Consider the following 24807-nt stretch of genomic DNA (forward strand, 5'->3'; position numbering starts at 1 on the left):
GGGCTGACCATAGATTAGCAACATATCGATTTTGGGTTTCGGTTTACAAGGTAGCCACATGTTATGATCATGCAGTTGACAAGCTGAAAAACAGCTAGTCTTCTTTGATGTTCAGGGGCTTTGGAGTGTCATGCCGATGAAAAACGGTAGGATTGGAGTCTAAAAGCTTGGCTAGAGCAATCTATCCGGGATCTTTTGATCCAATGACGCTAGGTCATCTGGATATCATTCGGAGAGCTTCCAGGCTCTTTGACAAAGTGGTGATGGCGGTGGTCGGCAACCCGGGTAAATCCCCCCTCCTGCCGATTGAAGAGCGTAAAAGGCTCATTCAAGCGACAGTAAAAGGGATGCCCAATGTAGAAGTCGGGAGTTTTGAGGGCTTAACCGTTGATTACGCCAGAGCCAACGAAACGACCATCTTGATAAGGGGGCTGCGAGCTATATCGGATTTTGAAGCAGAGTTGGGCATGGCCCAAACAAATAAAGAACTGTTTCCTGAACTAGAAACAATTTTTTTAATGTCAAAAGCCGAGTATTCTTTTATTAGCTCTTCTACCGTCAAGGAGATAGCCCGATTGGGAGGCGACGTTTCCCAGTTCGTTCCAGAACCCGTAAATGTTTACTTAAAAGAACATTTCGCAAGAGGTGCCAAATAAATGACGACAGCAATTGCACCAAGTGCAACCACAGCTTATAAGCAAACATCCATTTACAAGCATTTGGATTTGCTCGAGCATTTGATTGACGATGCTGCCGGCATCCACAAGTTTAAGCTGATCAATGCCGATCAATTTCTTGATGTGCTCGACAAAGCAAGAGCTCGCCTCCCTGAAGAACTCAGAGAAGCTGCTGATGTATTGCAACATCGCGATGAAGTAATCGCCGAAGCACAAGCAAGAGCAGAACAAATTATTTCCATGGCCCGCCGTCAGGCTGAGACCATGGTCCACGAGTCGGAATTACTGAAGGCAGTACAATCCGAAGTAGAGCGTATTCGTAAGCAAGTAGTTGGCGAAGTAGAGCAAATGCGTAAGGAAGCTCTTGGCGAAGCCGAGCGTATCCGCGGCGAAGCCGAGCAAGAAGCGCAGCGTGTTCGCGATGGTGCTGACCATTATGCTGAATCAGTGCTGTCACGCATTGACGCTGATCTCAACACATTGGGTCAAACCCTTGCCGAGTCGCAGTCAATTGTTCGCAACGGACAAAGACTCTTGGGTCAAGTTAAGCGTCAGGCATCACTCACTAGCCCGCTTTTGAGCGGACGGAACGAGTAGTCGCTTTACCGGGACCAGCTTTAGAAATTGAATACTGCGGCCAGTGCTTGTGCTTTGCCACATGTCTCATTCCGTGCGGCAAACGGTAGTGTCGTGCACGGAACTTGGGCTTCGGCGGGTCGGGCACTAGTTCGCCGGTAAATCCTTCATAGACAATTTTCGACAATTTGCGCACTAATACATTAGCCCGCCTGTCATTGTGCGGACGTTCGACTTGTATGGCAACCAGATAGCATTTGCCGCTGTTGCACCAGACAATACCGGCATCGCCTACCATTGAGCCAATGTCACCTGTTTTGTGAGCAATTCTTGCCTCTTTGCCTAGACCATTTGGAATGAGTGACTTGTTGCGCACACGTTGCATGACGTTGAACATCCAGTCATGACTTTTCTTCTCGAGAATTTCACCGTTGTTGATTCTGGCAACTAAATACGCCAATTCATATGGACTTGTTTTGTTCGCACCCGGCAAATCCGGTAACCAGGCATTTAATTGGGTTTGTTTCAGCCCCCATTGTTTAAACAACGGATTGAACTTATCAATGCCGCCAAGTAAATCAATGACGAGATTGGTGGCAGTGTTGTCCGATCTGGTAATCATCAGTTCGGCTGCGTCTTGAACGGAAATTTTGGAACCTACAGGTCGCCACTGCAAAATGCCGGAACCGCCTGCCATCAAGTCTTTGCGCAATTCAAGTTGCTTATTTGGATCAACTAGGTGTTTGTCTTGCGCGCTCAACAATGCAACTAAAATAGGAATCTTGATAATGGAAGCTGCAGGGAATTTGTGATAGCCGTTAATTTCGGCATATTCGCCGGAGTCGAGATCAACAGCGAAGACACCGGCTGTTAATTTCGGCAAGTTAGCGGCTTCTTTCAGCCCAGTGGCAATGGTTTCCGATTCTGCTTTCAATGCAAATGGCGGTGCTATAAGGACAGGTGTTTCTGGTATCAGATCGTTTGCCAGGGTGGTATTGGGTGTATCGGCAGGGAGTTTGTAGCATTGTAGTAAGGTGATTAAACAGGCAAGCATGCCATAAAGAACGAGCCGTTGTCCGGGTGGCAGGCGCTTATTTCTCTTCTTGCGGGCCACGTGACGCTTTGCGTGTTTAACACGCAACGGATAAGTTTGTCTCTGGTGGTTTCCTGAATGATTCACATTTACCATTTTAGCCTCAAATCAAATTTTGGTAAGATTCTGTGCGTCCTTATGCTCGGTTTTAATCTCGACTGCAGCTGTTCTTCGTGGGATGAAGAAGTACAACGAAAGCAAAACAAACGTGGTTAATGACAGCCAGTATCTTGAAAGTAGCGAAACGTCGGTGCGTGGTGAGACGAAGCCTTCTATGCAGGCGGCAATAATGAGAAGGGGAATGCAGCCGCCAAAAAGTCCTAAAGCCGGCTTGGCTGCTAGTTTTAAGGAATCTATGCGCGAATAATTGCCGGGAAACAAAAGAGCTTTCCCTATCAAAAGACCGGCCCCGCCGCTTATGAAGATTGCCGTGAGTTCCAAAACTCCGTGAGGCGCTACAAAGGCTAGAAGATTACGGGCAATGCCGAAATTGTGGCAGACACCAAATATGGTGCCAAGAGAAATGCCATTAAATATTAAAACGATTGCTGTGCCAACGCCAAAGGTAATTCCCAAGGCAAAAGCTACGATGGATACGTGGATGTTATTGGTGACAATCTGGGAGGCGGCAAGAGGACTGAAATTTTGTATACCGCCTGTCCACAATTCCCGCTTTTCAACGGTACTCCAGATATGGTCTGGTACTAAAGGGTCACCATGGAAAAGTTCTTGGCGAGCAAAATTAAGGTCCGAGTTGGTTGCTACGTAAGAACCTATTAGAGGTAAAACGAAAAGCGTAACAGCAGCCAATACATAGGCAAAATATCTCAAGACCAAATTGGGGAATTCCACCCAGAGAAAGCGCAGTAGATCAATTAAGCGGTTATTGGTGTTTTGATAAACCTGGTTGTGGGCGCGGACTACTAAATTGTTGATGTAGCTTTCCAGTTGCCTATCAACCATAAATGAGCGCGCTCGAGATAAATCGGCTGAGGTTGCTCTGTAAAGTCTGCCCAACTGTCTCAATTCTTCCTTGCTTAAACCGGCCATGCCGAATTTATCTATGCCGGCAAGAATTGCTTCCAGCTTTTGCCAGGACTTCTTCCTTTGTCTTACCCAACGTTCGAGGTTCACAGGAGTATACTTTTATCGAAGTCATGCCAAGTTAGGTCAGTCCGTGCAAAATCCAGACTATGTAATATCTACCCCGGAAAACGTCGAGTTACACCTGGAGATGGCTGGTTTGGGCAACCGCATCTTGGCTTGCCTGATTGATACTGCCATTAGCTACCTGGTCGTCGGCATAATAGTTGGACTGGCCTTTGGCGTCGCCTATTTTCTGGAATCCATGCACCTACCTTGGCAGCAGGCGACCGTGCTCGGAATTTATCTTGTGAGCGTCACCATTATCAGCGTCTTTGTGGTTATGCTGGGTTATTTCATTTACTTTGAGGTGCGGTGGCAGGGACAGACGCCAGGCAAGCGCGTTATGCGCATTCGGGTGGTCGATGAAAATGGCGCGCCTGTAAAAACAAGCGCTGTTTGGATTCGCAACCTCGTGCGCAATGTTGATGTGGGAGTTTTCTTTATTGGAGTTCTCTTCATTATGTTCGATAAGAGAGAAAGGCGCCTTGGTGATTTTGCCGGAGCTACTCTTGTAATAAGGGAAAGACGACTCGACCCGATGATTGTCGAAGCAGGCTTTGCTGAATCCAAAGACTTCGTGCGGCATGTTGATGCCGGCAGACTTAGCCCGGAAGAGTATCAAATAGTGGCTAGTTTTCTGGCGCGGCGCAACAAGCTGGAAAAGGGAGCAAGACAGCTTTTGGCTCGCGACCTCAAGGAATACTTGATGAAAAAGGTCGGCGATGCGCAATTGAAAGAACAGAGTCCCGAGCTTTTTCTGGAAGCTGTTTACTTTGCCTATCAGGAGCGAGCGATTTAAAACCGGATTTGGTTCTAACTTAGCGCTGCGCTACTGGAACATAGTTCAAGTTGTTTGGTCCTGTGTACTCGGCACGTGGACGAATCAAACGATTGTTTGAGTATTGCTCAAGCACGTGAGCTGTCCAGCCGGAAATGCGGCTCATAGCAAACACTGGCGTGAAGAGATCCTCTGGAATGCCGAGCATGTAGTAGACCGAAGCGGAGTAGAAGTCTACATTTGCGTAGAGTCCTTTGTCAGCCAAAATCATTGCTTCAATCTTGCGGGACATGTTGAAGAGTTTCAGATCGCCTTCGCGCTTGCCGAGTTCTTCAGACATCTTGCGCAAGTGTGTTGCGCGTGGGTCTTCTGTTTTGTAAACGCGGTGTCCGAAACCGGATATCTTCTTGTGCTCTTCGAGCATCCTCTTGATGTACGCTTCAACTTTTGATTCTTCGCCAATCTTAAGCAGCATTTTGATAACTTCTTGGTTGGCGCCACCATGGAGCGGACCAGCCAAAGTACCTATTGCTGCAACAATTGCCGAATACATGTCGGTCAATGTACCTGCTGCTACGCGAGCAGCAAAGGTGGAAGCATTGAGTTCGTGATCAGCATGCAAGATAAGCGCAATATCCAAAGACTTTGTGTCTAATGCATCTGGCTCTTTGCCGGTCAGCATGTAGAGGAAGTTGCCGGCTGTGGAAAGATCGGTTTTTGGAGCAATTGGCTCTTTGCCGTTGCGAATGTTGTCCCAGTGGGCAATGATTGTTGGGAATTGCGATGTGAGACGAGTGGCTTTGCGGATATTTGCTTCGCGGCCATTGTCGCCGGCATCCGGATCGAACATGGAGAGAACAGAAACTGCCGAACGTAGCACATCCATTGGCGGAGTGTTCTTCGGAAACTCCTTCATGATTTTCACAAGGTGTGCTGGCAGTTGTCTGTTTGCTTTTAATTCTTTGACCAATGTCTCGTATTCGGACTTGTTCGGCATACGACCGAACCAGAGCAAATAGACCGTCTCTTCAAAAGTCGAGTTCTTTGCCAGGTCGTGAATGTCATAACCCTGGTAAATCAGGCGGCCTTCTTTACCATTTACGTCGCAAATCGTTGAGGTTGCGGCTACTACGTCTTCTAGCCCTGCCTTAGTCATGGTCGACTCCCGAGAATTTGAATTGTTTGGTGTGCTCATTGGTATTTTTTCCGTGTTGTATTTTGCTCAACACAATAGTTAATAATCGTCTGTTTATACACTAAATGACAACCATATAGCCTGAGTATAGGCTCATTTCGCCGGTTTTAGCAATTTCGCAAATTGAGCCATTTTGGGCGATAATTTTGAGGTGCCGAAGTCAAAAAAGCCAAGTGATCAAAATGCAGCCAAGCGGCAAAAACTGCATGGCCAGCAGTTTTCGGCGATAAGGCAGTTAGTCAGGCGTCTAAAGAAGCTCGTTCCAGTTGAGACAAACTCTCAATATGACGAGGCTGTGCTGGCTTATGCGGCGCTTCTGTCACTGGCGGCACGCCAAATTATGCCGGAAATTTTTCAGGGAAAACCTGCCGGAATTATTCTTTCAGCCCTGACAGACGAGCTTCGTCTGGATAAAAGCCAATTTGCTGACGTGCTTGTTGTCCATATAAATGACGCCTGCTTGACAGCCGATAAGTCGTTGATTGCCTCACTGAAAGAAATTCTCTTGCAGGCAGGATCTCAGGAGATCGCGGTTCTGTCAGACCCATTGCTTGTTGGTTGGGTGTATCAGTGCCTGCTTTTTGAGCGAAGAAACTCTTTTACTAAATCTGATGCGTTGCAGAGAATTAGTTCCGATGAGATTCAGTTGAGCGATCTGCCGGTGCTTACGCAATGGTTTACGCCTGATTGGATAAGCAAATTTCTTGTTGCTGAAACGATAGCGCTCAAGGCAAATTCGTCAGACAACGATTTCACATTCATTGATCCTTGTTTGGGCACAGGACATATTTTTGTTGAGGCGCTTAAGGCGCGTTTTGCGTCGCGCGGTAATTTGCCTGCTGAGACTTGTCTGACAAAAATTCTTGCCGATGAATTATTTGGTTGCGACATAGATAGAAAAGTAGTTGAGATAGCTGGATTTTCTATTTATCTTGCTTGTCGGGATTTGGCACCAATAATTGAACTGCCGTTGCCCCAAATCTTTTACTTTGAAGAAGGCGTCGGTAGTCTGTGTTTGCCGTTTGATGAAAAGCCTGGAGTGGAGATTTATTCACTAGTCGGCAAGGCCGATATAGAGCAACTAAGACGAAAATATTCGGCTGTCATTACTAATCCACCGTATTTAAGTCATCGGCTGATGCCCAAAGAGCTTTCGAATTTTCTAAAAGACAATTATCCTTTAGGGCGTTTTGATCTTTACGCTGCCTTTCTCGAATTTTGCATGAAGCTGGTTGAGGAAGATGGAGTTTTTGCTCTCATTTGCCAGCAAAGCTTTATGTCAATTACCCGCTATGAGAAATTGCGGCAAGAGCTTTTGGAAAAATTCTCTCTTAAAACGATTGTTCAATTGGGCTCAGGAGTCTTTGCTTCTCGAAAAGGTGAAAAGGTAAGCAACGCCATTATCATTGCCCAGTTGAATAAACAAGAAAGTGCCACTGACTGTTTTCGAATTTTGAGTGATGAGGAGCAAGCAATTGCACAGATAGAAGGAATTCGAAATTTGCCCAAGCTGGAAGGCAATTCCCAGCTATTTTGGAAATTTCCGGGACAGCAATTTGCATTTTGGTGTCCGGCGGAAATACTTGCTTTGTTCGACCTGCCGGCCTTGGAGTCGTCCGAGTCAGGCATTGAGTCAGCCAACGGTCTGTTCACTTGTAACAACAAGGAATTTGTGAAATTCTTCTGGCAAGTTGATGAGAGTGAGGCAGGCAATTATGTGCCTTACGATAAAGGCGGCGGCTATAAGTGGCATTACACAACACCGCTGCGCCTGAATTGGCGCAACGATGGAAAAGACATTCGCGATTATCGCAAATTGCGAGGACAGTCGGTAGCGCTTCCGGGTGAGCGTTACTACTTCAAACCAGGCGTTACTTATTCTTATATTGGAACACGTGGCTTCAAAGCCAGATTGCTGTCGCCAGACAGTATATTTGATATTGCCAGTTCGGCGTTGTTTACAGATGATCCCCACTATTTGCTTGGATATTTAAATTCGTCGCTTGCTCGTTTTCTATTGGGTGTTTTAAACCCGACTGTAAATTTCCAGATCGGTGATTTAAGACGACTGCCGTATAAAAAACCTTCGTTGCAAATAAGACAGAAGGTTGCTAAAGCAGTAAACGAAGCAATTGAACTTGCTCGCCGGTTGGAGGCTTTTGACTCGCAATCACCCAATTACAAAGGACCGGTGCTGCGGCAATATACGCAATCAAACGATTTGGAGCATCTGGCGGACGCGTGCGTTTTGCATCGTGAGAAGTTATCTGAATTGAATGAGCTGGAAGCTTCGTTGCAAAAGGCCATTGACGATGAGATTTTTGCGCACTATGGAATTAGCGCGGAAATGCGAACTTTAATTGAAAACGATCCCTGGGTTAGCCGTAATCAAAAACTAATTGGCGATATGCCTAGCGATAAGCAACTAATCGCTGACTGCATTAGTTGATTGTCTGGTTTGCCTTAGTTCCCTGTGCTAATGCGTTCTGTTTTGGACGCATAAACAGTTCAAACAGAGCTGGGATGGTTACAAGGGTAAATGCGGTGCTGGTAATTAGACCACCGACTATTACAATTGCCAGAGGTTGTTCCAATTCACGACCAGCCCCGCCAAAGATGGCTAGAGGCAACATGCCCAATGCGGCGGTAATCGCCGTCATCAATACAGGGGCAAGCCTGTCCACGGCTCCTTGATAAAGTGCGTCATCAAATGGCACATTTTGATCGACAAGGGTTTTGATATGTGTAACCAGCAAAATTGAATTGCGCGCTGAAATCCCGAAAAGGCTTATGAAGCCAATCATTGAGCCAATACTCAAGACATTGCCGGTCAATGCCACAGCTAGAATTCCGCCGATGGCAGCTAATGGTAAGTTAGTCGCTATTAGAAGTGTTGCTTTCCAGGAACCCAGTCCTCTGTTGAGAAGTAAAAGTATTCCGACAAGCGACAGAAGCGACGTCCAGATGAGATTGTTGCTGGCTTGTTGTTGAGCTTCGTATTGTCCGGCGTAGTGGATGTAATAACCGGCAGGCAGCTGTACTTGTTTTTCTATTAAGCGTTTAGCGTCGTTGACGACTGAAACAACGTCGCGCCCGTTCGTATTTGCTTGCACCACTATCCGGCGTGCGACATTTTCTCTGATAATTGCATTGGGACCGGGCATTTCTTCAATAGTTGCCAGATCTGAAATTGGTATGCGGGCGCCATCTGGAGTGTCGATGAAAGTTTGTTTGATCAAATCTAGGTTGTGCCTTGAAGTTTCATCCAGCCAAATCTTTAAACTAAAAAGTCTTTGTCCCTCGAGCACTTGTGAAACTATTTTGCCATTGAAGGCAGTTGAGATAAGCTCTGATACGTCATCTGCGGTAAGTCCATAACGAGCCGCTATCGAGCGATTGATTTTGACAATGACTTCCGGAGTCAATACTTGTGATTCGGTTTTTACATCGACGGCTCCTTTAACAGTGGACAAAGCGCCTTCTACTGAATGTGCCAGAGTGCGCAAAGTATTTAAGTCGGGACCGAATATTTTGATGGCGATGTCGGCGCGTGTGCCGCCGGAAAGTACATCATCCATGCGGTGTGCAATAAATGATCCTACATCAAAAGCCATTCCCGGAATTTCAGAAAGATGGCCGCGAATATCGGCAAGTATTTTCGATAGGGGGCGATTGCTTTCTTTCAGATGGAGATCAAATTCGCTAAAGTGAGGACCGCCGGCATCATCGTCAAGCTCCGCGCGACCGATTCTTTGTCCGACGGCTATAACATCTGGATGTTTGAGAAGATTCTTCTCAAGGGCAATACCCATTCGCTTCGAGGCGTCAATACTTTGTCCGGGAAGTCCTGTTGCTGCGATGATCAAATTAAGTTCACGAAACTCAGGCAAGAAAGTCTGTCCCATAAAGGGTAGCAGCGAAAGTGATGTTAGAAATGCTACGAGGGAAAATACCGCAACCATGCGAGGCTGTTCCATTACCCTGTGCAATAAGCGACCGTATTTGTTTTTGAGATAGTGAACTGTTGAGGGTTCGCCTTTCGGCAACTGTTCGCGCTTGCTCAAGAAGTAAACGCATAAGGCTGGAGTTACAGTCAACGCTACGGCTAAACTGGAAAGGGTGGCTACTATGTAAGAAAAGGCCAGTGGTGTAAAAATCCTGCCCTCGACTCCAGAGAGAACAAAGACAGGCAAAAACACCAATGCAACGACAAAAGTGGCATAGACAACAGATGAGCGCACTTCGCGGCAAGCCATATAGATAACTGAAAGAGTCGGCTTGGGGTGTTCCGACATATTGTTTTCTCTGAGTCGACGGTAGACATTCTCTACATCGACAATGGCATCATCAACAACTTCGCCGACAGCAATTGCTAGTCCGCCCAGAGTCATTGTGTTGATGCTGCCGCCTGTTGCTTTTATCGCTAGGATTGCCGATAGCAAAGAAAGAGGAATAGCAGTCAAGCTTATAGCGGCGGTGCGCCAGTTGAGCAGGAAACACCACAAGACGGCAACAACCAGGACACCGCCCAAGGCAATGGCAAACAAGACGTTGTTTATTGATGTTTCGATAAATTCAGCTTGCTCGAAAATGTAGTGGACTTTGATGTCTTTGGGTAGAGAGAGCTGTAGTTCGGCAATCGCTTTTTTTACTTGCTTGGTTACCCCAAGCGTATTAGCCCAGGGTTGTTTAGTGATGATTATTTCGATGCCGGTGTCGCCATTAACTGTGGCATCGCCGATTTTAAAGGCGGAGCCGATTTTCACATCGGCAACGTGTTTGAGCAAAATTGGCGTCCCTGCTCGTACGACAATGACTGAATTTGCTAAGTCGTCGATGTCTTGAATCCTGCCGACTCCGCGAATACTAAGTTGACGATCCGGGCGTACGAGGTAACCGCCGGGTGCGACTGAGTTTGCTTTTTCTGTTGCTTGCAATACTTGATTGAGTGTGACTTCATAGGATCTCAGCTTGTCGGGGTGCACCAGTACTTGATATTCCTTTTTGTCCCCACCCATCACCAGGACTCTGGCGACACCAGGGACGGCCAAAATACGGTTGCGAATATCCCAATCAGCAAGGGTGCGCATTTCCATGGGTGTGGTGACGGTCGATGTAAGTCCTATTTTTAGAATATCGCCTACAACAGACATTGGCGGCAGCATTATTGGTGGACCAATGCCATAGGGCAATTTGGGTAACACAGTCTGAATTCTTTCATTGACCAGCTGTCTTGCCAGATACAGATTTGTGCCGTAGTTAAATATGACTGTTATGACGGATACGCCCGGGAGCGAAAGCGACTTCACCAGGCTCACTCCTGGTGTGCCGTACAAAACAGTTTCCAGAGGCAGGCTTACAACAGGCTCGACTTCAGAAGGAACCAATCCTGGCGCTTCTGTCTGGATTGTTATTTGTGGTGGCGCAAATTCCGGTACGACGTCGACATCCATCTGAGTTGAGAGATAAAGACCGGAAACAACAAGTACCATCGCTAAGACTATCACAATAAAGCGATTGGCTATTGACCATTTGATTACTTGGTTGAGCATGCTTTTAGTCTTTGGCTATTTTTTCGCTGTCGGTGGAGCTGGCTTTTTCGGCTTGTATTTGCCGTTTTTCGCGAGCCGATTTTTTTGAAAGCGAGGACACAAGCAGTCCAAGGAAGAATGAGATGACAACCGCAATGGCAACCAATTGAACATGCCAGGCTTGGCTGTCGTTTGCGCTGTCGCTACCTTCACCATGACCAATTAAACGCTCGCCCTCGGTTGGTTGCGTAAACATTTCGTCGCGTCCACCGGATTTCAAAAGCTCGGCAGCTAGTTGGAAGGCGCCTTCCACTATTACTCGCTGTCCTTCATGCAGTCCGGACAGGATTTCTACTTGATCGCCCAGGCTGCGACCTGTTTTTACTCGTGTTGGTTGATAGCCGTCTTTTGTTTCGACAAATACTAAATTATGACCAGTGCTGTCAACCAAAGCTTCTTTGGGTAACATCAAGGTTTGCACCGGTGCTGATGTTTGGATGTGCAATTGTGCGTACATATCAGGCTTAAGGCGTTGATCAGGGTTGGCTATTTCAGCTCTGACTGGAAGTGTTCTCTTGTCAGGATCAAGTTCAGTGCCTATATAAGTAAGAGTGCCGCGGAAAATTTCATGTGGGTAAGAAGTGACACTGAGTGCGACAGACTGTCCTGTGGACATGCGTGAAACGTCGTCTTCATAGATATCGGCAGTTGCCCAAACTTTGGTGAGATTGCTTATCTTGAAAAGTTCATCAGCCGAAGTAATTGATTGACCGATGGTGGCTGAGACCTGTGCGACCATGCCTTCTCGACTTGCCAAAACAGGAACCGTCAAAATAGTCCGGCGAGTCTTGAACATTTCTTTCAGCCTGGCATCACTTACGCCAAGTTGTCCTAAGCGGTGACTCAACGAATCGTAGATGATGTTTAGTTTGGCTCTCAATGATTTGAGAACAATTTCTCTTTTTGTAGTGGCTGCCTTCAGTCGGCTTTCTGCCAGCTTCATGTCGGCATTTGCTTGTTGCCATGTACGCTGGGCAGCAATACCTTCAGCAAAGAGCTTCTCATTGCGCTTCACTTCAATTTGAGCAAGATCAAATTGTGTCTGGTTTTGTTTGATTTCGGCATCAAGTTCTGCTGTTGTTTGCGCTATTTGATATTCAAGTTCGGTTTTACTCTTAAGTGTTTCGGATGCTAGTTCGTTTATCTCAGGACTGTCGAGCAAAATAAGCGGCTGTCTGGCTTTGACATGTTCACCTTGTTTGACCAAGATGTCGATAATGCGGCCGGAGACAAGTGAATGTTGTTCAAATTGCCATGTGGGAATAGCTTCAATTTTCCCTGTTGTTTCAACAGTCATGGGCAGAGGTTTTTGCTCAATGGTCATAATTCTTAAGCCCAGGGCGGCTTTGCCCAGGTTGCTTACAGGAATTATCTGACCTTCCGGTCCAAAGGTTTCAAGCCCTGAGGCGCTGTCGCCGGCGAAGGCACAAGGCTGCAAAAAGCCGAATGTGAGAGCAAATGTCAGGCAAGCCAGGCGCAATTTTTTGTTCACAGCCATTAGACGAACCTGCCGTATCTAGACCAACTTAGATTCCTAACTAAGCTAATTATAGCTGTGTGGCGCTAATTTTATAGTTCGTATTTGGTCTTTCCCAGCCTGCTTGGCTGATATGGTTGTGCGCTCGGGGCGCGGCCACCCCAATACTGGCTCCACGATTTATAGGGAAAGTTTGTTTTTTTGGCCATGTACGCTTGATACAGAAAGTCGGCGTTATATTTGCCATCGGTATTGATTGTAAAACTTAGTTTTGTATCGGCGTCGGAAATTTGGAAGCATGTGGGCACAAGCGGCTGTTCTCTTGAGGTGTATTGCGGGGTGCCACCTTCCGTGATAGTGCCATTGTTGTTGAAGTCGAAATAAGCGATATTGATTGGCGGCTTCTCGCTAAACGGTTTATCTATGCCTATGTAATTCTTGACTGTTTGGAATTCGGCAATGATATTTCCCCGCAGGTCGTAGTCTTCGTGCCTTGCATGAGCCTGGGCTTGCTCAGTCTTCAAGTCTTTGATTCTGTCTTGAAAATAGCCGTTAACTTCTTGCAGTAGGCGATCATGAGTACCTTGGTCGCTCTTTGGCAGGCTATTGAGCTCTTCTATTTTTTTTGCAATGCCTTCGGGAGTGCGTCCCTGGGAGTCTTTCATCGTCAATCCTCAATTGCTGCACAAAGGGATATATGCCCAACAGAGGCATGATCTGACACTCGATGTCATTAATTTGCCTGATTGTTTAGATTAAAGACATTGCTGTACTGTTAATAGACTCATTTGGGTCTATGTCGAGCTTCTCTTTTAGCCATGCGATGAGACCTTCGACGCCTGATTTGGCGATTTGCTTCTGGAATCGGGCGGTCATGCGTGTCAGCAAGTCCTTTTCGCCGACGGTAAGGCTTATGACCGTCGGTTCGCCGTTGCTGTTTCGGCGCAGACGCCAGGTTACGTGCGACTGCTTTTTGCCCATAACTAGAGCTGTTTTGACCAATACGTCATTTTTGGATGTGGTTTCTGAAAGAATAGACAATTTCCCTTTGTGGAAAATATGGTGCCACCGTGGGTAGTATCGTTTTTCCACAAGATGTCGCAAAGCAGAGACAAACTCTCGCTTCTGTGTGGCGTTTAATTTGTTCCATTGCGGTTGTCCTACAGAAGATTCGGCCATTTCTTGATAATCGATATGTCTGGCTGCCGGCTCAAATACACTGTGATCATCGTCATCGCCTGACCACTGAGAAAAGAGGATGACCAAGTTTTGGACTACGTTTTTGCCGCTTTGTGCTTGCGCAGGCAGGCTTGTGAGCGTAAGAACGATATACAGGGCAAGTATGGAGAAAAGTATTTTTTGCATTACTGACCTTAGAGCATTGCTCGGCGCTTATTGAGAAGAATTGCGGCTGTCGCCAGACCCGCTACCGCCCAAGTGGCCAGCACCAAAATGTCTCGCAAATAATCAGCTGGAGTACCCAGCATGACGCCACGAAACGCATCTGCAGAATAATACATAGGCAATGCTTTGGCTAAAATCTTTTCCCATGTGGGCATGCCGTCAACAGGAATAATAATTCCGGACACGAACATGAGTCCCACTCCCAAGATGGACACGGTCATCGTGTAAATGCGGATTGTTTTTAGAAGACAGGCAGCACCCAATCCTATGCAAGTAAAGCAGAACATTGATGCCAGTGTGGCAATGACAATGCCGAAGAAATTATTGCCTAAACTAAAGCCTGCTAAAGGCGATGTTATGCAGAGCGCCAGCCATAAAACGACGGCTGCCTCGACGGTTACGGTCAATGTCTTAGCAATAATTGCCGCTCTTAAACCCCGGGGAGCAAGGATAATTTGTCTATAGGTCTTTTCCATCCACTCATAAATCCAGGAAAAACCCAAATTCATGCAGGCCAGTACATAACAAAGATAGGCAGCCAGCCCTGGTGTGACAAAGTCACGCATCGTGAAAGTTACTGGAAATAACGATGCCGAATGCAGGGGTAGACTTAACTCTTTAGCGCGTTGAGTTAAAACCGACAAGATGCCCATGGCAATTTGTTGATCAATTAGTGGATTGTGTCCTTCGGTCAGAATTTGCACGGAATCTTCCAAAGGATCCTGAGAAACATTTGCTAGAACGGCTATTTTGCTCGAGGTCAAATCGCGCTTAGCTTGATCAAGATCCTCGTAATTAGTGACAACGAATCTATTTGTTTCTTGCAAACGTTTAGTCAATTCGCTAATGCCTGCCGGATCGTAAAGACCAAGTGGAATATTTCTTGCGCCGGCAATGGTATTGCCTACAATCCAAATAATTAGAATGGCCAGCAAGCTGCTGGCAATAAAGTACAAGGGTCTGCGCGTCCATTGCAGAATGTCCTTGCTGATAATTGCCAGAACTTGGTGCATGTAAAAAGGACTCCTTTGAAATTTGACTAGCGTGTTACGGCTGTGCCTGTTGAGACCGCTAAAAAGATCTCTTCCAGGCTTGGTTCGTTGGTTGCAACATTGGAGAATACGAGTTTTTCTGTTTCCAACCAGTTCAAAACCGTTTGCATGCTTGGTACAAGCTGCGCATCTTTTGGCTGGGCAATTGAAATGGTGTTGCGGACAGGATCGTAGTTGATCTGAGTTGGTAGTCTTAAGAGAAGTCTTTCTATCTTGATATTCAACTCTTCTTGCGAATAGGTTTTTGCCAGGCGGATAGAAATGCTGTGAATTCCCTCAGTCTTGGCTCTTAATTCTTCGATGTTGCCTTCCAATACCATTTGTCCGCGACGAATAATGCCTATGCGATCTGCCAATAACTCCGCTTCTTCCAAATAGTGAGTGGTCAGCAAAATGGTAACGCCGGCTGAACGCAATTCCTTGAGCATTACCCAAATTTGTCTGCGTGAGGCTGGATCTAGTCCAACTGTAGGCTCATCCATGAACAATACTTTTGGATTGTGCAAAATGGCCATGGCGATAGAAAGTTTGCGCATCATGCCACCGGAAAATTCGCCGGCCAGGTCGTTGGCTCTGTCAGCTAGTCCAGCTTGCGCCAGCAACTGTTTAATTCTTGGTATCGCTTGTGCGCGGTTCATGCCGTAAAGGTCGGCTATGAAGATAAGGTTTTCGTATGCGGTGAGTTCCTGGTAGAGGCAGACATCTTGCGAAACTACGCCAAAGGCTTTTTTGCACTTTTCCGCTTGTTTGATGCTGTGAAAGCCGGAGATAAAGACATCACCGGACGTTGGGCTCAAAAGCGTGGTCAGCATATTTATTGTTGTTGTTTTGCCTGCGCCGTTATCGCCAAGCAGCGCGTAAATATCGCCTTCTTTGACGGAAAAACTTAGACGATCAACAACGACCCTGTCACCAAACTGCTTGGTCAAGGACACGGCTTGAATAGCCGGTGCCAATTTTGAGCCGGTTCCTGACTGAGACATGTCGTGCAGCGTTCCGATTGAATCTGAGTTCTTCATTGGATTCCTAATTACAGTCTGCTGTCAAGAATGAAGTAGGGCGCCAGACAGAATTGGCAGGCAGATGAAATTTATTGTATCAGGAGTGACAGGTCTATATAGTGCTGCGCTAACGACGCCGCTTGTCAAGATGCTTTTGTAGAAAAGAATGTTCCTAGCAGTGAGGACCGGTGACGGAGAGCATGCCGCAGGCTTTCATGATGGCGTCTATGTGTGCGACCTTGAAAACCTTGTAAATGTCTGTGGGTATGTTTGCGAAGGTGACCTTGGTGCCTTTTGAGTCGCTGCGTAAAAGCAGTTCTTCCAGCCATTCAATTCCTTCTACGGAAATGAATGTGGCATTGGCAAAGTCCAGTGTCAGTTCAGTTGTGTCTCCGGCAAGAAGCTCATCCACTTCAGGGATGCTGCTTTTTATTTGACCGATGATGGCGTAATTTTTTGCTTTCATAACTGACTCTTATGGACGGTTGCGTTTTGGATAGGAACTCATGAAGAGTTCCAGAACTTCACTAACTAACGCAGTGCGTGGATTGGTGCGCGCACTAATGTCGGCGCAGGCGTTCTTGATCATGTTTGGAAGTTCTTTTTGGAAGTCGCTCGGGGAAATGCCTAACTCGGAAATGCTTGATGGTTGTCCTGCGGCAGCAAGCAAATCGTAGACACCGCGTTGTAATGCAAGCACGCCTTCTTTGGTGTCATGACCACCTTCGTAAGTAGCCAGTCCTAAGTATTGAGCAGCCTTGGCATATTTCTTGTCGGCAACATAGAGATTGTAGCTGGAATGCGCAGTTATCTTGTTGGGCATGCCGGAGTTGTAGGCAATTGTTGAAAGTAAAAACACGCCGTTGGCTTTGCCGTGAGTGATATGGAATGTTGCACCCAGTGCGTGAGCTAATGCGTGGTTGATGCCGACGGATGCACCACCGATGGCCATGCCGGCCATGCTGGCGGCATTGTGCAGTTTGTGTCTCCAGACAATGTTTTCGCTGTCCTTCAAAACTTCCGGCAGTGCTTCAAAGATTAGGCGCATTGCTTCCAATGCTAAGCCATCGGTATAATCCGTTGATAGGAACGAAACCAATGCTTCCAGCGAGTGTGTCAAAGCATCAATTGCTGTGTCGACAGTAATATCTCTGGGCAATGTGCGGGTTAAGTTCGGATCGATGATGGCGACATTTGGAACTAGGGTTTTGTCGACAAGTGAAATTTTGCGCTTCGTTTCATTGTCCTTGAAGACAGCAAACGGTGTAACTTCAGAGCCGGTTCCCGATGTTGTTGGAATGGCTATCAATTGTGTATGCACTGTCTGAGGATAATTGCCTATGCGATAGCGGAAATCCAAGAAGTTAACATCGACATCAGCACGAGTAAGATTTGGTGTGTCGTAGAACAAACGCATTAGTTTGGCTGAGTCGATAATTGAGCCGCCACCTAAAGCAATAATTGTATCCGGCTTGGACTGACGCATTTTGTCGATGGCTTTGCTGATTGCTTGCCAATCAGGCTCGACGCCAACCTCATCAAATACTTCAACTTGACTGTCCGCAGGCAATCTCTCAAGGACTGCTGATAGGTGACCACGTTTTGCAGCGGATTTTGTTGTAAGCACAAAGACGGATTTCGTCTCGATGTTGCGCAAGTGATCGATACTGCCCGGATTGTTGTAGATGTTTTTCGTTGTTGGTAGCGAGAAAACGGCGGTGCGACGTCTAGGCACGCGCTTCAAATTCAACAAATTGCTGATGCCGACATTGTCGGTGGTGATATTGCCGCCGCCGGTGCCGCAACCAAAACTCAAAGTGGTCTTCAGGTTGTTGTAAATGCCGCCAAGCCCACCCATGGACGTTGGTGAGTTCACAATGATGCGTCCTGCATTTATGGCAGTAGCAAATTTTTCAATAACACTGTCGTCTTTGGCAAAAACGCCTGCGGTGTGACCTGTGCCGCCTGCATAGTTGATATCCAGGGCGCGGTTGATGCCATCCTGCACGTTGTCTACAAAAACATAGCTCAATACAGGCATTAGTTTTTCAACGGCCAATTTGTGTGACCGAATATCGCCTTCCATCGCGCAAAGCAAAATCTTCGTTCTGCTGTCGACACTAATGCCGGCTTGGTCGGCAATTAGTTTTGCCGGTTGTCCAACGAGGCGGTAGTTCATGCCACCAGATTTGGGATCGATAACAACATTTGCCACCTTTTCTGTTTCTTCGGGTGTGCAGACATGGCAGCCCAGGCGTTTAAATTCTTCCATCAGAGAAGGCCCTACTTCTCTATCGATTATGAGAGTCTGTTCCGATGGACATTCCGTTCCGTTATCAAACGTCTTGGAGATGATTATGTCCATAGCGGTTTCAGGCATACTGGCGGATTTGTGGACGTAGGCAGGTGTGTTGCCTGAACCAACGCCTAATGCCGGCTTGCCTGATGAATAGGCAGCCTTGACCATGTTTGTGCCACCTGTGGCAAAAATCAAATCGACTTCCGGATGGATCATCAGAAGTTCGGTTTCGCGACGCAAGCGGGAAGACTTTTCCACCCAGGAAATGAAGCCTTTAGGAGCGCCGGCAGCAATTGCTGCTTCATAGACAATTTTGGCCGCTAGATTGCTGCAGTTGGCAGCCATTAAGTGCGGGCTAAAAATTATCGAGTTGCGTGTTTTAGCTGCAACTATGCTTTTGAAGATAACAGTCGATGTTGGATTGGTAACCGGTGAAAGCGCGAGAATCACACCCATCGGTTCGGCAATTTCCACCATGTTGTCTTCCGGCATTTCTTTGATAATGCCGACTGTTTTTTCGCCTTTGATCTGCTCGTAAAGGTATTCTGAGGCGACACAGTTTTTCATCACTTTGTCTTCCATGACGCCCATGCGTGTCTCTTCTACGGCAGCTTGTGCGAGAAGAGCTGCATTGTTGACGGCAGCCTGTGCCATGGCTTTGACGATGCGGTCAACATCTGCCTGGCTATATTGAGTGAAAACTGCTGCAGCCAGACGCGCCTGACGGGCCAGGTGATTGACCCTGTCCATTAACTGAGTGTCTTGTTCTCGAATGGAGATGACCATTAATTCTCCTCCAGTACTAAAGACTGGATTTCAGCGCCTCTGTTCCGGCGAACTCATTACACAATAAGTAAAGTGTAATAGAGTAACCGCTCCGTTACCCGTTTTAACAGCTCAGGTTGGAGAACTTTCATTTATCTTATTGCTTAAGGTTCCTTTTATAAAGCTTGTTTTTCGCTCATAAGTGGGGCAACCACGCAAATATAGCTATCAATATAAAGAGACACTGACTAAAATATTGGCAACGGCAAACCAAGAGCAAACGAGATGAAGCTAGTTTCCGACAAAAAGAGAATCGGGTCATTGGCAATGGCTCTGTCCTTTGCTGCCAATTTGAGCCTATATCCGGCAATAGCCCAGAACCAGCAAGCTCAGCAGGTTTACGTGCCGCCGACGAAATACCAACGCACCAAGCAATATGCCTTGGCTGGTATGCAGACTGCCCAGAGCCCAGGCATTCCTTTAGCGATGTCGGGGATTCCTTACGGGGTTAATCCGACTCTCAATGTACCGTCAGCCACCTGGAGGGCTCCTTCGGCAAACGTTGCCTCCTACACTGCCTGCGATTCAGTCGCTCATACGCAAGCGACAAAGCTGGTCAAGTTGGGCAAGTTGGATCATGCCAGACAGGTAATTTTGACAGGCTTGCGTTCTCATCCCGGTGATCAGCGCTTGCGCAAAGATCTGCTCGATATTGATTTGAAGCGCGCCAAATACTTGAACAGCCAAAAGCAATTTGATGCAGCAACTTCCGCATTGCGTGAAGGGCTTTATTGGGTTTCTACAAGCACTGTTGCATTAAGCATGTTGAACAGCATTCTAGTCGTGCAGGGTATTAATGCCTCTGATGCTGCTGCTCGTTTGAGACTAGCTGATGTGTTCGCCGGACAGAACAAAAATACTGATGCGTTTGTTGAATATCGCATTTCGGCAAACATCACTGCCACGGCAGCCGCTTACATTGGCTTGGGCAATATCGCCTATCGCTTCGGCGAGATGAAAGAAGCAAAGGGATTCTATGGACAAGCTGTTTCTCTTGAGCCTAATCTTGCTGCTACGCACAGACAACTAGGATTGTTTGACTTAGCTATAAACGACTTGGTGGGAGCCAATTCCGAACTAAGTCGAGCACTTATTCTTGACCCGACTGATCAAACATCGGCTCGCTCGCTTGTCGGACTGTGGCAGCGTCAGGTATCGATGAATACCAATGACGTAAATAACCATCTTGGATTGGCTCGTGCCTATTTGCTTGTCGGCGACTTGAAGTCGGCTCAGCAAGAGTACAGGCAAGTGGTATTAATTGATCCACAGAACCCGCAATTGCCGGCAGCTCGCATGGGTTTCAAACTTGCTATATCCAGACAGGAAGTAGCCAGAGCCTTTGACGCAGCGCGCGGCTTTGAGTCACAAGGCAATTTTTCAGCAGCACTGCAAAGTGTGCAGAGTGCTTTGAGAATTGAGCCAAATAATATTCAATTGCTCAACTACGACGGCAGCCTCTGGGAAAAAATGGGGCGTTTTGAAAATGCCCGCTCAGCTTATTTGGCTGTATTGAAACAAGATCAAGCCAACACTTATGCCATTCAACGCTTAAATGCATTGGCAACTGCTGGAGGTATTGATGCCGCCAAAGTTGCCTCTTCATCCGGATTAGGAATTGCTGCCGCTTCCGCAGGAGGCGCCGCATTGGGAGCAGCTCTGCCGGCTATCATGTCGCCGCCGCCAGTTGCCAAAATTGGTACCGATGAGGAAGTGAATAGTATCGCTGGGCTTTTAGGTCACGTGCGGACAGTTGCCGCCGGTGAAAAAATGCGTATCACTAAAGGTGAGAATACAGTACAAAGTCTTATGCAACTTATGGAGAAGCTGAATTCCGGCAAGAGTAGTGGTAGCGGTGGACTAAATTTGTCTGCTTTGTTCGGCGGCGGTGGTGCTGATACAGCCGCTGCTTCTATGGGATCCGGGCTGCCACCAGGAGTATCGGCATTACTTGGTGCGGGACCGGCCGGCTCGTCTGTACCGAATGGCTTGTCCGCCTTATTAGATAGCATCGGTGGTGCCAGCGGATTGGCAGCTCTTTTGGGCGGCGCGGGAAAGCGTACGGTAGGCAGCAATGGCTTACCGCCAGCAATTGCTGACCTGATGCGTGGAGATAAGTCGCCGGCTGGTTCTGGTTTGCCTTCGGCAATTGCTGACTTGTTGCATGGCAGTCAATCATCAGCCGGAGTTGATTCTGCTTTGGCAGGGTTGCCGCCAAATATTCAAGCGATTGTAAATGGCACTCAACCGCCTGCCAAGCCGGCAGCATCAAGCATTACCGCTGGCGTTCCAGCTTCTGTAGCAGCCATTCTCGGAGCCGTGCCGGTACCTGCTGCAGCAGCCACTAGCGAATTAGCATCGACCAGTGCTCGAAAGACAAGCGGCAGCAAAAGTGTAAGTGCAAGAAAGGTGGAGACAACAAAAGGAAAAACGTCTGTCAAGAAAGCGACAGTGAAATCGGCGCCCAAGGTAGCAAGTTCATCTGGAGTAAGCGCAGCTACCGAAGCAGTAGCAGCTGGAACCGGAGCTGCACTTGGCGGTGGACTAGCCGGCTATATGCCTCTTATTCAAATGGCTATGGAACGGTTTACTGCACTTGAACAGCAAACTAAAACTATGCAACAGCAATTGGAGGAAGCAAGGCAGCAATTGCAGGTTTTGCAGTCAAGACCGTGTGTTACTCCTTGTGGTGGTAATTATTCACCGCCTAATCTACAAGCACCACCAGGATTTTTGCCCATGACACCACAATTAGACATGGCGCAACCATTGAATCCCGCCTTACCTTCTTCATCTAGCTTGCCAGTTGCTGGTGAAGTTGGAGCTGCCGCGCTTGGCACCGCTATTCCTGCTATTAATTCTCCAACTTTTAGTTCAGCAGCATCCACGTCAAGCGCCGATGGTTCTGATACCAGTAAAAAAAAAGAAAAGCAAAACAAAATTCGCCTTGAACTGGAAGGCGTGCGCCCGGATATTTTGGGATTGAGATTCAAGGTTGTTTTGAAGAACGACGAGAATCATTCAATTCCAGTGCCTGCTGATCCCAATGCCATCATAAGGAAACTCAAGGTTTCGTTCCCGGCTACTTCAGTGCCGGCACATGGCGAATTGCACGGCAATATCAAGTTCTCAATTCCCTAGTGCATTAACGGGCAAGCAACCGCTGTCTTATTGTTTAGCTCTTGGCTTAGGACATCTTTGAATATGCGCTCGTCCCTAAGGAATTCTTCCGGATAGACTTTAACGTCGCCGGAAAATGGGTAGCCATAAAAGGCAACCAAGAGCAAGTTTAAGCCAATTAAGAGAGACACGCCGGCAGTCATGATTATCTGCGATAGTAAATCCGGTAGTCCAAAGAAGTAAGTGAAAATAATTGTGCATACAGCACCTACGAAAAGCACGAACCAAACTGCCGGCCAGACGCCATGAGAACTTAGGACCAGTCTGTCGCGACGCGCGTCGGTAAATTCGGACAATTCCTGCAAAAGTGATTGGTAAATTGCTTTTTGACTTTCGGTGACAGGTTCCCACATGACGCAAGCTTTGTAGAGAAGCACCCTGTCCTTTTGTGCTTTTGGACTGGCCTGCATTTTGTTCATCAGATTCCATTCGTTGGAGCGTACCTCATGGACGTAGTCCATACAGAGTTGGTGAATCTGAAAACGTTTTGCTGAAGGCAGACCATCTGCCAATTCAAATATATTGGCCACAGCATTAGCCTCTTGTCCGACAGTCATGTGCGCTGTTTGGAATTTGGTCATACAGTCGACAACGATTAAACCAAGCAAAACAGCATAGAGGGTGCCTACAACAGAAAGAAGCGGACTTGCTACATCGTGATAATGCTTGAGAGCTTCGGCATTGACCTTGCGCCGTACCAACAATAAGCCGAAAACGGAGATAATTACTCCTACAAAGACGAAGAGTCCGCCGACTAAGTAAGAGTCCCAAGATATCCGTTCCATTTAATTAGTCCTTTCGAATTGCTTCAAAGCACATACTGCGGCTTTTGCTTGTAGAGATATCGCAAGGTGGCGGCATCCCCTGGCGATAGTTGTGGCACAATGCGATCGACATACATAAGATCATCGCGATAAGGGCTATGCGCCTTAATCCCTAATGCGTGACCAAATTCGTGGGCAGATTGTGCTTGCAGTCTCTCGTTGTTGCCGTCGAGCAACAATTCAATAACCACAGGCTTTTGGGCAATGTTTACTTGTTGTGCCAAATCGAATGGGTAAACTTGAGCCGATGTGATACCAGCCACGTGAGTGCCACCCGGAGTGCCTGAGTCGGAAAATCCTTCGGTAAAAAATACAAGTATTTGCGCATTACGAGGATCATCGGTAAAGGCAAAACTGAGTAAGCCTTCGTTTTGAAAGCGCCGCCATTGTTCTATGCCGTTAGCCACAATGTAGTTGATATCAGGAGTCCAACCGAAGGCTGTTTGCAACTGTGCGAAAGGATCTGCGGTTGGGGATTTGAGCATTCCATAGACTTCCTCAACCCTTGTCTCTTGGATTTGATCAAAAGGACACTGAGATAATTTAAGTCCGGGAGCTATCCAAATTTTGAGAGGCATTTTTCTTGCTTCCCAGCGCACAAGCGCCCCATTTAATGTAGGTTCGCCAGGTAAATAGGAAGTAGCCTGCTGATTGGGTCTGCGATCTTCTCCGGGTGTTAAGTGCAATCCATTAACTCCGGGCAAGTCCGATTCGGAGGACCGGCTATAGGTTTGAAAGCCGGCTTTGGGTAGGGCGCGGGTTTGCGCGTATAAGTCAGAGGGTGCCAATAAAAGGATTACGAGGCTGATGCCAAGTAAGCTTTTTAATGAAACACTCTGCATAGATTCGCCGTCCTGAATTGGCAAGGGCAATAGAATAAAGGTTCTAAATCTTCATTTTACAGAACGTCCATTTTTCAAGCCCAAAAAATTGCCGAAGCTACGTTAAAGGTAGGACAATGATGACAGTTTTAAACGCAGTAGGTGGCCTAGTTTTGACTGACCGATACCAAGAAATGAGCATGAAAGCAGCCCAGGCTGTAGCTTCTCAGCTAAAGCAGAAGCCAAACAGCGCTCTTGGTTTGCCTACCGGTAGGTCGCCTGTGGGTTGTTACAAACTCTTATCTGATTGGACGCGTGCCGGCAATTTGGACTGGTCGAAAGCAAATTGTTTTGCTCTCGATGATTATCTGCATGTCCAGGAGGAATTTTCCTTTGCCCGTTTTCTGGAGGATCATCTCTTTAAAAACGTCAGCTTGCCGGACAACCAAAAACATAATCCTTGTTGGGTTGATAATTATGATGAGGAGATTCATCGGGCTGGTGGTCTTGATCTAGTAATGATAGGCATAGGACGCAATGGACATATTGCTTTCAATGAACCAGGCACACCCGTAACAAGTTGGACGCATTGTTCAGGACTAACGGAATCGACGCGTCAGGCAAATGCGTCAATGTTTCCAGACGCCAACATGGTGCCAAGCGGCGCTATTTCCATTGGTTTGTCGACAATACTCTCGGCTCGTAAGGTTATCTTGTTGGTCAGCGGTGAAATAAAGAGAGATATTGTAATCAGGTCGCTATCCGGACCAATTACAACAGAGGTGCCGGCATCATGTTTGCAAACACACCCTGACTTAAAGGTATTTGCCGACTTCGAGTTGCCGAATCATATTCCTCAGCATTGATG

At 47.1% G+C, this 24807-nt stretch carries 19 protein-coding genes; 6 read left to right on the plus strand and 13 right to left on the minus strand.

Annotated features, from left to right (window positions below; genetic code table 11):
• Positions 1-167 precede the first annotated feature (167 nt).
• A complete protein-coding gene (coaD, locus tag K2Y22_07620; GenBank protein ID MBX9878312.1) occupies positions 168-656 on the plus strand; it encodes a pantetheine-phosphate adenylyltransferase in 489 nt (162 codons plus the stop codon).
• Entirely contained in the window at positions 657-1274 is a 618-nt protein-coding gene (locus K2Y22_07625; GenBank protein ID MBX9878313.1) for a hypothetical protein, read from the plus strand.
• Here the strand turns inward: K2Y22_07625 and K2Y22_07630 are convergent.
• Both K2Y22_07630 and K2Y22_07635 read right to left on the minus strand, forming a co-directional pair.
• Entirely contained in the window at positions 1243-2442 is a 1200-nt protein-coding gene (locus tag K2Y22_07630) for a class A beta-lactamase-related serine hydrolase (GenBank protein MBX9878314.1), read from the minus strand. The genes K2Y22_07625 and K2Y22_07630 overlap by 32 nt on opposite strands.
• Before the next feature lie 12 nt (positions 2443-2454).
• Positions 2455-3480, minus strand: a complete 1026-nt coding sequence (locus K2Y22_07635) for a stage II sporulation protein M (protein MBX9878315.1) — start codon at positions 3478-3480, stop codon at positions 2455-2457.
• Between the two features lie 43 nt (positions 3481-3523).
• On the opposite strand from K2Y22_07635, the gene K2Y22_07640 reads away from it, so the two are divergent.
• Positions 3524-4291 (plus strand): RDD family protein, encoded by a 768-nt coding sequence (locus K2Y22_07640; GenBank protein MBX9878316.1) that lies wholly within the window; start codon positions 3524-3526, stop codon positions 4289-4291.
• Between the two features lie 19 nt (positions 4292-4310).
• Here the strand turns inward: K2Y22_07640 and K2Y22_07645 are convergent, their stop codons facing one another.
• The gene (locus K2Y22_07645; protein MBX9878317.1) at positions 4311-5426 is read right to left on the minus strand and encodes a citrate synthase; all 1116 of its coding nucleotides are present in this window, start codon (positions 5424-5426) and stop codon (positions 4311-4313) included.
• 190 nt (positions 5427-5616) lie between these two features.
• Here K2Y22_07645 and K2Y22_07650 point away from each other — a divergent pair, with 190 nt between their 5' ends.
• The gene (locus K2Y22_07650) at positions 5617-7914 is read left to right on the plus strand and encodes an N-6 DNA methylase (GenBank protein MBX9878318.1); all 2298 of its coding nucleotides are present in this window, start codon (positions 5617-5619) and stop codon (positions 7912-7914) included.
• On the opposite strand, the gene K2Y22_07655 is transcribed toward K2Y22_07650, so the two are convergent.
• The 8 genes from K2Y22_07655 to adhE form a co-directional block, all read right to left on the minus strand.
• Entirely contained in the window at positions 7907-11017 is a 3111-nt protein-coding gene (locus tag K2Y22_07655) for a CusA/CzcA family heavy metal efflux RND transporter (GenBank protein ID MBX9878319.1), read from the minus strand. The genes K2Y22_07650 and K2Y22_07655 overlap by 8 nt on opposite strands.
• A gap of 4 nt (positions 11018-11021) precedes the next feature.
• Positions 11022-12554: an efflux RND transporter periplasmic adaptor subunit gene (locus K2Y22_07660; protein MBX9878320.1), complete on the minus strand. Its 1533-nt coding sequence runs from the start codon at positions 12552-12554 to the stop codon at positions 11022-11024.
• 71 nt (positions 12555-12625) lie between these two features.
• Positions 12626-13198 (minus strand): hypothetical protein, encoded by a 573-nt coding sequence (locus K2Y22_07665; GenBank protein ID MBX9878321.1) that lies wholly within the window; start codon positions 13196-13198, stop codon positions 12626-12628.
• Positions 13199-13283: 85 nt separating this feature from the next.
• Positions 13284-13898, minus strand: coding sequence for an ABC transporter substrate-binding protein (locus tag K2Y22_07670; protein MBX9878322.1), 615 nt, complete (start codon positions 13896-13898; stop codon positions 13284-13286).
• Positions 13899-13906: 8 nt separating this feature from the next.
• The gene (locus K2Y22_07675; GenBank protein ID MBX9878323.1) at positions 13907-14950 is read right to left on the minus strand and encodes an ABC transporter permease; all 1044 of its coding nucleotides are present in this window, start codon (positions 14948-14950) and stop codon (positions 13907-13909) included.
• Positions 14951-14976: 26 nt separating this feature from the next.
• Positions 14977-16008: an ABC transporter ATP-binding protein gene (locus K2Y22_07680; GenBank protein MBX9878324.1), complete on the minus strand. Its 1032-nt coding sequence runs from the start codon at positions 16006-16008 to the stop codon at positions 14977-14979.
• 154 nt (positions 16009-16162) lie between these two features.
• Positions 16163-16456 (minus strand): STAS domain-containing protein, encoded by a 294-nt coding sequence (locus K2Y22_07685; protein ID MBX9878325.1) that lies wholly within the window; start codon positions 16454-16456, stop codon positions 16163-16165.
• Positions 16457-16465: 9 nt separating this feature from the next.
• Positions 16466-19075, minus strand: a complete 2610-nt coding sequence (adhE, locus tag K2Y22_07690; GenBank protein MBX9878326.1) for a bifunctional acetaldehyde-CoA/alcohol dehydrogenase — start codon at positions 19073-19075, stop codon at positions 16466-16468.
• Between the two features lie 264 nt (positions 19076-19339).
• Here adhE and K2Y22_07695 point away from each other — a divergent pair, with 264 nt between their 5' ends.
• Positions 19340-22255, plus strand: a complete 2916-nt coding sequence (locus tag K2Y22_07695; GenBank protein ID MBX9878327.1) for a hypothetical protein — start codon at positions 19340-19342, stop codon at positions 22253-22255.
• Here the strand turns inward: K2Y22_07695 and K2Y22_07700 are convergent.
• Entirely contained in the window at positions 22252-23079 is an 828-nt protein-coding gene (locus K2Y22_07700; GenBank protein ID MBX9878328.1) for a DUF4239 domain-containing protein, read from the minus strand. The two genes, K2Y22_07695 and K2Y22_07700, sit on opposite strands and share 4 nt — an antisense overlap.
• A 23-nt stretch (positions 23080-23102) precedes the next feature.
• Positions 23103-23696: a hypothetical protein gene (locus tag K2Y22_07705; GenBank protein MBX9878329.1), complete on the minus strand. Its 594-nt coding sequence runs from the start codon at positions 23694-23696 to the stop codon at positions 23103-23105.
• Positions 23697-24112: 416 nt separating this feature from the next.
• Between K2Y22_07705 and K2Y22_07710 the strand changes: the two genes are divergently transcribed.
• On the plus strand, positions 24113-24805 hold the full coding sequence (locus K2Y22_07710; GenBank protein MBX9878330.1) for a glucosamine-6-phosphate deaminase: 693 nt from the start codon (positions 24113-24115) through the stop codon (positions 24803-24805).
• The last annotated feature ends 2 nt before the right edge of the window (positions 24806-24807 follow it).

The organism is Candidatus Obscuribacterales bacterium, assembly GCA_019744775.1.
In the GTDB taxonomy this organism is placed as follows: Bacteria; Cyanobacteriota; Vampirovibrionia; order Obscuribacterales; family Obscuribacteraceae; genus SBAT01.